7 protein-coding genes and 4 pseudogenes are annotated in these 8,942 nt (G+C 48.0%); 7 read left to right on the forward strand and 4 right to left on the reverse strand.

What is annotated here, in order from left to right; translation table 11 throughout:
• Positions 1–97: 97 nt before the first annotated feature.
• Positions 98–241, reverse strand: a pseudogene (locus I6E24_RS14220) (tyrosine-type recombinase/integrase); the annotation flags it as partial.
• Between the two features lie 279 nt (positions 242–520).
• Between I6E24_RS14220 and I6E24_RS14225 the strand changes: the two are divergent.
• The 5 genes and pseudogenes from I6E24_RS14225 to I6E24_RS14245 all read left to right on the forward strand — a co-directional run.
• Positions 521–1,705, forward strand: a pseudogene (locus I6E24_RS14225) (tyrosine-type recombinase/integrase); the annotation flags it as partial.
• A 104-nt stretch (positions 1,706–1,809) separates the two neighbouring features.
• Positions 1,810–2,157 (forward strand): transporter, encoded by a 348-nt coding sequence (locus I6E24_RS14230; RefSeq protein ID WP_235329200.1) that lies wholly within the window; start codon positions 1,810–1,812, stop codon positions 2,155–2,157.
• Between the two features lie 198 nt (positions 2,158–2,355).
• Complete coding sequence (locus I6E24_RS14235; protein ID WP_235329201.1) at positions 2,356–3,867, forward strand: hypothetical protein; 1,512 nt, start codon at positions 2,356–2,358, stop codon at positions 3,865–3,867.
• Positions 3,868–3,900: 33 nt separating this feature from the next.
• A complete protein-coding gene (locus tag I6E24_RS14240; RefSeq protein WP_235329202.1) occupies positions 3,901–5,175 on the forward strand; it encodes a tetratricopeptide repeat protein in 1,275 nt (424 codons plus the stop codon).
• Positions 5,176–5,184: 9 nt separating this feature from the next.
• Positions 5,185–6,231, forward strand: a complete 1,047-nt coding sequence (locus tag I6E24_RS14245; protein WP_235329203.1) for an alpha-amylase family glycosyl hydrolase — start codon at positions 5,185–5,187, stop codon at positions 6,229–6,231.
• On the opposite strand, the gene I6E24_RS17510 is transcribed toward I6E24_RS14245, so the two are convergent.
• A complete protein-coding gene (locus I6E24_RS17510; RefSeq protein WP_394800411.1) occupies positions 6,167–6,382 on the reverse strand; it encodes a hypothetical protein in 216 nt (71 codons plus the stop codon). The two genes, I6E24_RS14245 and I6E24_RS17510, sit on opposite strands and share 65 nt — an antisense overlap.
• An 87-nt stretch (positions 6,383–6,469) precedes the next feature.
• A pseudogene (locus I6E24_RS14250) lies at positions 6,470–6,568 on the reverse strand (elongation factor P); the annotation flags it as partial.
• Between I6E24_RS14250 and I6E24_RS14255 the strand changes: the two are divergent.
• Positions 6,557–6,652 (forward strand): annotated as a pseudogene (locus I6E24_RS14255) (helix-turn-helix domain-containing protein); the annotation flags it as partial. The pseudogenes I6E24_RS14250 and I6E24_RS14255 sit on opposite strands and share 12 nt — an antisense overlap.
• A gap of 705 nt (positions 6,653–7,357) precedes the next feature.
• Complete coding sequence (locus I6E24_RS14260; RefSeq protein WP_235329204.1) at positions 7,358–7,600, forward strand: hypothetical protein; 243 nt, start codon at positions 7,358–7,360, stop codon at positions 7,598–7,600.
• Positions 7,601–7,772: 172 nt separating this feature from the next.
• Here I6E24_RS14260 and I6E24_RS14265 read toward each other — a convergent pair whose 3' ends face one another.
• Positions 7,773–8,804, reverse strand: a complete 1,032-nt coding sequence (locus I6E24_RS14265) for a site-specific integrase (RefSeq protein WP_235329205.1) — start codon at positions 8,802–8,804, stop codon at positions 7,773–7,775.
• Positions 8,805–8,942 lie beyond the last annotated feature (138 nt).

The raw sequence follows: 8,942 nt of genomic DNA on the forward strand, positions 1-8,942 counted from the left end.
CATGCTACACTCCCCGTTAGGTTTCCCCGTCGGATAAGCTGATTGACGATAGGATTATATTGAACCCAATCCTAACTTCTTGCTACAGAAGTATTTATCAAGCGACCAATCTGGGCGCACTCGCATAAATTTGTGTGGTGGTGATATTCGTATGCCCTAAAATCTTACTCACGCTCTCTATCGGCATACCGTAATTGAGAGCCAAAACAGCGAATGAATGGCGGGCGGTGTGGAATAGAACCCACAAAGCACCCGTCAGCAAACAAATAACAACAAAACGCAACCCGTTTGAAATGAGCGGTTTTGCATTATTCTGCCGGATGCGGGAAACGCAACGGAGTGCGGAATGGCGAGGCATTTCAGTTACCAAGCCGTTAGCCGCCTGTTACCGAAGCAAGGACAGGTAACGCACGGAAAATGAAATTGTTGTGCGCCCGTGCCGATTGCGCCGATACGCGCCGTTCTGCAAATCAAGGAACGCTTGCACTCAACTTAACTTTGCATCAAAAAGTGTGAGCGTATGAAAATCGAGAAATTCAAGGTGCTGCTCTACCTGAAAAAGAGCGGAACGGACAAGTCGGGCAAAGCCCCGATTATGGGAAGGATAACGGTGAACCGCACGATGGCGCAGTTCGGCTGCAAGCTGTCGTGCAGACCGGAGTTGTGGAACGCGAGGGAAAGCCGTCTGGACGGCAAGAGCCGCGAGGCGGTGGAGACAAACGTGAAATTGGACAAGTTGCTGCTTGCGGTCAATGCGGCGTTTGACACATTGGTTGAGCGCGGGCAGGACTTTGACGCGACGGCGGTCAAGGACCTGTTCCAAGGCAGCATGGAAACGCAGATGACACTGCTTCGGATGACCGACCGCATCTGCGAGGACTTGAAGGCGCGTATCGGGATTGACCGTGCCAAAGGAACGTACCCCGGCTATTATTACATGAGAAAGACGTTGGGCGAGTTCATACAGTGGCAGTTCAAGACGAAGGACATCGCTTTCGGGCAGCTTACCGAACAGTTCATCCACGATTACCAGAACTTCGTGATGGACGTGAAAGGATATGCCGTGGATACGGTGCGCCACTATCTCGCCATCCTGAAAAAGGTATGCCGCATCGCTTACAAGGAAGGATATACTGAAAGATGCCATTTTGCCAATTTCACCTTGCCCAAACAAAGTGAACGGACACCGAGGGCGTTGAGCCGAGAGGACTTCGAGAAGATACGCGACGTGGAGATACCCGCATGGCGCACCACGCATATCCTTGTCCGCGACCTCTTCCTGTTTGCCTGCTACACCGGAACCGCCTATGCGGATGCCGTGAGCGTCACCCGTGAGAACCTTTATACGGATGACGAGGGAAGCCTTTGGCTGAAATACCGCCGCAAGAAGAACGAGCTTCGGGCAAGCGTGAAGCTGTTGCCCGAAGCACTCGCCCTGATAGAGAAATACCATGACGACAACCGTCCGACATTGTTCCCCATGATACACCATCCGAACCTACGGCGGCACATGAAATCACTTGCCGTCCTTGCCGGAGTAAGCACCAGCTTGTGCTACCACATGAGTCGGCACTCCTTCGGAACGTTCTTAATTTCAGAGGGCATACCCATCGAGAGCATCGCCAAGATGATGGGGCACTCCGGCATAAGAACTACCCAACGCTACGCGGAAGTGACGGACAAGAAGATATCAAAAGATATGGACAACCTGATGGCGGTCAGAATGATGTACGGAACAGGGGAATGGTACAAAAGGCATGAATTGCCAAAAGAAACAGACATTAATAACGAGCAAATTGGAAAATGATTATGGAACGTGGAATAATCACAATTAGCGAAAACGGAGCGGTCACTATGCCGATCGCTCCCGTATGGATGACGCAGCAGGAAATGTCCGATGCGTTCAATGTTTTCGGCTGCGACATACGTCGTGGCAATCGTGCCATTTACAAGAACATGGAGTTGTTGGAGAGCGATACCATGCGCGATGTTAAGCTGGACAACATGACAAGCTATGATGTGTACAGCCTTGAAATGGTGATTGCCGTTGCATTCAAGTTGCAGACTAAGGAATGTATGGTTTTCATACGGTCTTCAGGGTTTGTTCGGAGGACAAAGATAGTGGTTATCGGACATATTCGGGGGAATGGCGGATAAGAAATTTGAAGTAGGCGGTAAAAACTTATTGTTAATTCTTGTGATTTTATACTGTTCTCGCATTCTTTATTGAATATTTTTATAACTTTGCAACTGTCTACGCGCAGTGGAAGTTTCGATAGGCTTGGGCAAGTCAGGTACATGTAAAAGCAAGGCACAACCATGCGCAGGACACCATCCAACTAAACATCGAACGATATGGCACAGAGGATTTTCATGGCTCAGACTACTTTCCTGATACCGTTGAAGGGATTGGGGAAGAAATACTCTCGTGAAATAGAAAGAAAGGGCTGGATGCCGATAGAATCGCCTTTTTGCGTCAAGAACCATGATATGCAGTGCCTTTATTGTCAAGTAGATTCTCTCGATTTCTTTTTCCGTTCGTTCCCGCAGGATAGTCTTCATTGCGTCTACCGTAAAGTTTTCCTGAAAGCCTATGTGATTTCGTTTTCCTTTCATGCAGGGCATACGAGGAGGAAATACTTCTTGGCAGTGTCTGCAAAGGTGGACAAGTGTTTCCCGAAGAACCAGCAGGAAGAATCAGCCTTGCGTCAGGATTCTCCTTCGTGTGAGGTCTGTACAGGCAGGGACTTGATTTATTTGCAGAAAGCCTTTTATGAAGAAAGAGACCTGAACGGGGAATGGAAAGGGCTGTTTCGTCCGTGGCCGAATCCGACGTTCGGCCATAGGGAATGGATAAATAGACTGGTGGCTGAGGTGGAGGGGAGTAAGTCCTGCCAAGTTGAGTTCAAATATTCCGTTGTCAGGGCATTTTCGGCGGACATCGATTTGGCTGCTTTGCCGGTGGTGAACGCGGATTCGCTCGCCCAAGCCATGACCGCAGCCTATTATTATCCCGGTTATCCGGATTTTGATGCATATTGGCAGGGTAAGGACGCCCGGTTTGCGGACTGCCTGCTAAGCGGCAATGACAATATCAATCAAGTTTCTGATTCTTGCGTAGGCTCGTCTTTCAGGGAATCATATTCTAAGAACAAGTACGAGCGGACGTATATAGGCAAGAGCGGTATCGTGTTCCTTCAAACCCATCATCCGTTCGACTTGTCAAAAGAAGAGGAAGCAGAACGGCAGCAGGGTAGGCTGCCTATTCATTGGCCGAAGGAATTGGATGGAAGTTTGAATATTTACGAATTATGTTCTGCCTTGTATTTCAAGGATTGGCTTGGGCGTGTGAGGCGCAGGCTGGACGAGCAGCAGATAGCCGGCATCAAAAAAGGTTTGGCGGAATTGGCGAACTACTTGAAAACGGAGCACGCCCACTTGGCGGCCATCGATGAGAAATACCAGTTCGTTTACAGGCAAATGGGCATTATGGCTGTTTTCGAGCAACTGACCCAAGAAGCAGACCTCCGTTTCCAATCGTATAGCTTGAGTCTGAGCACTTGGTTCAACAAACTCATGTTATGGGTTGCGGTGGTGGCGTTCGTTCTTTCTGTCTTGCAGATTATCCAAAACTATTTATACAATTTAAGATCGTCGTCTATGGAAGATGTTAGTGTGACAGTCAATGTCGTTGGCAGCCAGGAGCAGCCGGACGGCTCTTGCTATTGGGGGTATGACCCTGTGATGGTCGCGCTGTGCGTGCTCATGGTGGTCGTGTTGCTGATAATCCTGTGGCATTGCGTCCTCTTGCCGGGCATTGAAAGGATGCACAGGAGGTTTCACCGGGAAATGGAAGATGAGAGATAATTTTTTTGTTTTAATAATTTAATTGACAGAACAATGAAAAGATTCTTTTTAGTAGGGTGTCTTTTGTGCTTGGCAATCTTTGTTGGGGCGCAGGACCGTGAGTTGATAAGGAAAGCGCAAAACGGGGATGCGGAGGCGCAGTATCGTTTGGGTGGGTTCTATCAGTATGGGTTAGGCGGTTTTGAAAACAATGAGGAAGAAGCCGTAAAATGGTACATGAAAGCTGCTGAACAAGGACATGCTGATGCTTTATGCTGTATAGGACACTGTTATCGTGATGGGATATTTTTTAAGGAGAATAAGGAAGAAGCTATGAAATGGTATCTGAAGGCTGCAGAAAAAGGAGACGCTGGCGCGCAATATGTTTTAGGGGATACTTATTTTTTAGGATTGGGGGGAATTCCTAGGGATGATGCAAAGGCAGAATATTGGCTGTTGAAAGCTGCTGCACAAGGCAATAGATTTGCTTATTCCTCTTTGGCTATTTTTTACACTTCTAGAAATAAAGAAGAAGCTATTTATTGGAACAAAAAGGATATGGATGCCTATTATGAGGAATACGGAGAGGAAGATGAATCAGCAGCTAAGCGATTGAGAGAACTCGGTGTCTATTATCATCCGGACAGCAAATCTTCCGGCTCTGCATCTACCTCGCGCTCTTCCGTAGCCAGCAGTTCCGGCAGTAGCCGCAGTTCATCCTCCGGCAGCAGTTCCGGCGAGAAACTGTTATATCAAGGCTCTTATACTCAAAGTTCCCAAGGCTACTGTCCGGAGACGGGGCAATATACGGATCCTATTGGGCCGGGATTAGTGCTTAGCGTGATGATTTACGATTCGTACATTGTGGTCGATGGAAGTAAGTGCGAATATGTCAATACTTCCGGTGGTTGGAAGGTGTACAAAGGCAATAGTGCGTTTGGAACGACGCAGTATTATAAAGTCAATCCTGCTAATTTTGAGATGAGTTCTTACACGTATGGAACCAATCCTTACACGGGACAGGGTAGCACTCTGGTTTATGGGATGAAAAAAGGAGAAGCGTCGTTCGATATCCATCAAAACAATACAAACACGTATAGCGGTGGGTATTCGGGCGGCGGAACCGGCACGGACGGTGGATCGGGCAGCGCACAGCCGAGAAAAACTTATCAGAAGTCTTGCCATCTATGCCACGGTTCGGGCAAATGCAATACGTGCAATGGCACGCACCGTTATATAAATCCGTTGACGAACAAATATGTGACTTGCCCCAATTGCCGCCCGGATGGACGTTGCACAGCTTGCAATGGGACAGGGAAGGAACAATAACGCCGGGACGTGTTGCTGTATCATATTCTGATAGACCGTTTTGCGGTGCAGGACGATAGCAGGGGGGAAGTATGCTTCAAGGGCGGGAACCTGAAAGGCATACTTGCTTCCCTTGACTATATCCAAAGTTTGGGCACCAATGGCATTGTGCTTAGTCCTTTTTATCAGACAGATGCCTATCATGGTTACCACATAACGGATTACGAACAGGTAGACCCTCATTTCGGTACTTGGGACGATGTGCGGAGGCTTGTGGACGAGGCGCACAGGCGAGGCATGGTCATTGTGGCGGATTTCGTGGCCAATCATTGCCATGAAAAGAATGCGCTGTTCGCGGAGGGGAAACACCGTGATTGGTTCAGATATCATAAGGATGGCAGCGTGCTGGGATTCGCAGGCTTGGGATTCCTTCCTATGTTCAATACCGATAATCCGGAGGCAAGGGATTACTTGACGGAAAGGGGGCTGGACTTGTGCCGGTTGGGGTTTGACGCTATCCGTTTGGATCATGCCACGGGGCCTTCTTATGCCTTCTGGGAGTATTTCAGCCGAGTGCTTCATGCGGAATACCCGAAGGTGCACTTGATTGGCGAGGTATGGGGGAAGATGGACTTCAAACCACGTCATCATTTGCGCTACTGGCTGAATAGTCTGCGCTATTCCCGGCAGGAGGCTCGGCAATTGGAATATGCCGGTTTGTTGGACGGCGTGCTTGATTTCAGTTTCCAGCAGATGATTTGTGCTACCGTCCACAAAGGGATGTCTCCGCTTCATGACAAGCTGCTTTACAAGAAAGTAAAATCACACTTTGCGCGCTATCCCGCAAGTTTTCGTTTGTGGCTGTTCCTTGACAACCATGACTTGAACCGCTTCTTGTTCGAATGCGGTGGCAACAAGGCTTTGCTGGAGGATGCTCTAACATTCACCAAACAGTGGCACAAGCCGTGGCTGCTGTATTACGGCACGGAAAAAGGGTTTGCCAATGAAAAGACTATTTTTGACGGTACGCCGTATGCGGATGAGCGGGTAAGGCAATGTATGGCTCTGCCTCAATAATGACGTGCCGGTATTTGGTGAGACTGGGCGAGCTGTCGTCTGTGACCTCGCAGATGATGTGCCGTTGCTTTCTGTTGCAGTCGGTGGACTGGCGGAAGGTGGTGCGGGAGGCGTAGGGGATGGTGATGGATAGGGCATCTTTTTTGAACAAGATAAGAAAAAGCTGGGAAGTCCCTCTGTTGACAAGATGGGACTTCCCGGTTTGTATTTTGATTGTTTGATGAGGATTGTCGGAAGCTTATGCCTTCACGCGGCTAACATAAGAGCCGCCGCGCGTGTCGATTTCAATCATTTCGCCTTCATTGATGAAGAGTGGCACGCGGACAGTGGCAACCGAAAGTTGGCGGCAGAACAGCTCGGCATAGGGCGTACCACATTGTACAGCAAGATGAGATTGTACGGCATAAAGTATAAGGAATAGACCAAGAGAACCGCAAGGTTGGAACAGGTTGCCCGACTTCGGAGGGGCAACCCAGCGGCAAGGTTTTCGGGAGTAACCCGAAAAGTTTTGAGTTACTCAAAACATACCTTGCTGATTTCTCGTGAAATCAAAAACCCGCCAGCAAACGGATTGGAATTTGTGCTGTTATTCCGGCTCTCAAAGCATCGTTTCCCGATGCCCAAGCTGCCCAAAAGAAGAACCGGGATAAGGCTAATGTGCAGGTCTGAACTATATTTGAGAATGCAGGGCACGAAAGCCGGATTTTCACTTTCCCGAAATGCAGGCAATAGCGTCAATTCGATGCCAATATGAGCCAATTACAGTCAGAACTTACCTTTGACCAATAGGGAAATGCGATTTTAGACAAAATACTTCCTCGCTTGTTTGCAAGTGCATCGAACCTATGGTTTGCAAAAACGATGATGGATAGAAGCTGATAATAAAGAACGCTATTCTATACAGATAGAAAACAACATAGTTTCAATGCTACGCTGGTTTACTGTTTTGCTGTCGTACTGGTTTACAACAGCAAAACTTCAAATAAAAGTATCAGCAATGGGGTGCGGATTTAGAGGGGTAGAGTTGGGATGATATAAATTGGTGGTACAATGCATTCACCTATCAATGTAGTAATGAAGCAATAAAGGGATGGTGCAATAAACAAAAGCGTATGAGCATACACATTTGGACAGCAAGCCTGCCCGCACTCCAACCTGCCCGCTGTTCTGCTTACCTGCCGTCCATCCTGCCATCCGTCTTGCCTGCAGACTGACCCGCCTGCGTGCCTGCCGGCACACTGGCAGACAGGCAGACCTGCCAACAGACCAGCCACTCCACCAACAGGTAGGCTTAAATATAATGGGGAAACAGTATGGAACTAAAGACGGGAACAAGGCTATTGATTTTCTCTATTTTTCAGAGGAATAGTTTTGGCGATAAGGGAGAAAAGCACTACTTTTGCAAATGAGAAAAGCGTTCTTTTGATTAGTGCAGAACATTGCAGAATATAGAAGCCCGCTGGTTTCCATATCGTTACCTATCAAGCTGACAATCTTTGTAAGTTCCTTGTTTTCAATAAGTAAGAAGAATTGATATGTCTTCAAAGATGGAATGAAATCGGCTTTTCTATGCCGCATCTTTTAGCTATTTTTTTGATGCGTCTGTTCACCATATCAAGCGAGCCGATATTGAACAGCCGCTTGTCAGTCCTGAACGCTTCATGCCGCTTGATAATTTGCATCGGGATGTCCATCAACTTGATTTGGAACGGTACGCCCGTCTTTTGGCGTTTCGACACAATCCACGATGCGCTATTCATTTCAATGATGTTGTCAGTGGTCAGGTTCTTGATGTCCGTGAACGAGATTCCCGTCCAACAACCGAACAAGAACAGGTCTCTTGCCAATGCAAAGTTGGGATTGTCCAGCTTGATTGCACTCAACGCCTGAATTTCATCCTCCGTGAGAAAGCCACGCTCCTTGTGGTCGGGGTCAAGATGGTACATCGCAAACGGGTTTCTCGCTATCTTCCCGTTATAGTGGGCTGCGGTGACGATGTGTTTCAACGGTGTGGAGTATACACACACGGATGATTGTTCCAGCCCGACTTCGTTGCGCAGGTACAGGCAGTAGTCACGGATGAAGTCCTCGGTCAGTTCGTTCATCGCTATGTCCGTCCGCTTGTATTTCTTCTTGATAAACTCCGCAACATATCTCCTGACAATGACATATTTCAGATATGTGCGTTTGGAACGGTCTTTGCCCACCCGTTTGGCGAACGCCTCGTTCTCCTTGTCAAAGGCACGCAACAATGTTTCATACTCCGTGCCCACACCTTGATAGGCATTACGTACCATTTCAGCCGTTACGAACGCCTCACGGTCGGAAAGCCGCTGGTAATGCTTCGTTATCTGCGCCTTGATGTTGTCAAGGGCATAATTGACCGCCACCGCCTCACGGCTCTTGCCTTTGGCACGGTTGCCTTTGGCATCCCAAAGTTCCTTTGAAATGCTCTGTTTGCAACTGAACTGTGCGATAGTCCCGTTGATTGTAACCCGTCCCATAATGGGAACAATTCCGTTCTTCTCTTTGCTTCCGTTTACATAAAAAACGGTCTTGAATGTACTCCTCATAATCCTTGCTTTTTGTTATGTAGGTCGGCGGCATTGCTGCCGCTTTCCCCATTAAGAACTGTACGTGCGACTTTCACCGCATACAGCTCCGATAATTCTAAATTTAATTCTCATAAAATTAAATCGGCTCATAATCAT

It is taken from the genome of Bacteroides caecigallinarum (assembly GCF_021530995.1).
Taxonomy (GTDB): domain Bacteria; phylum Bacteroidota; class Bacteroidia; order Bacteroidales; family Bacteroidaceae; genus Phocaeicola; species Phocaeicola faecigallinarum.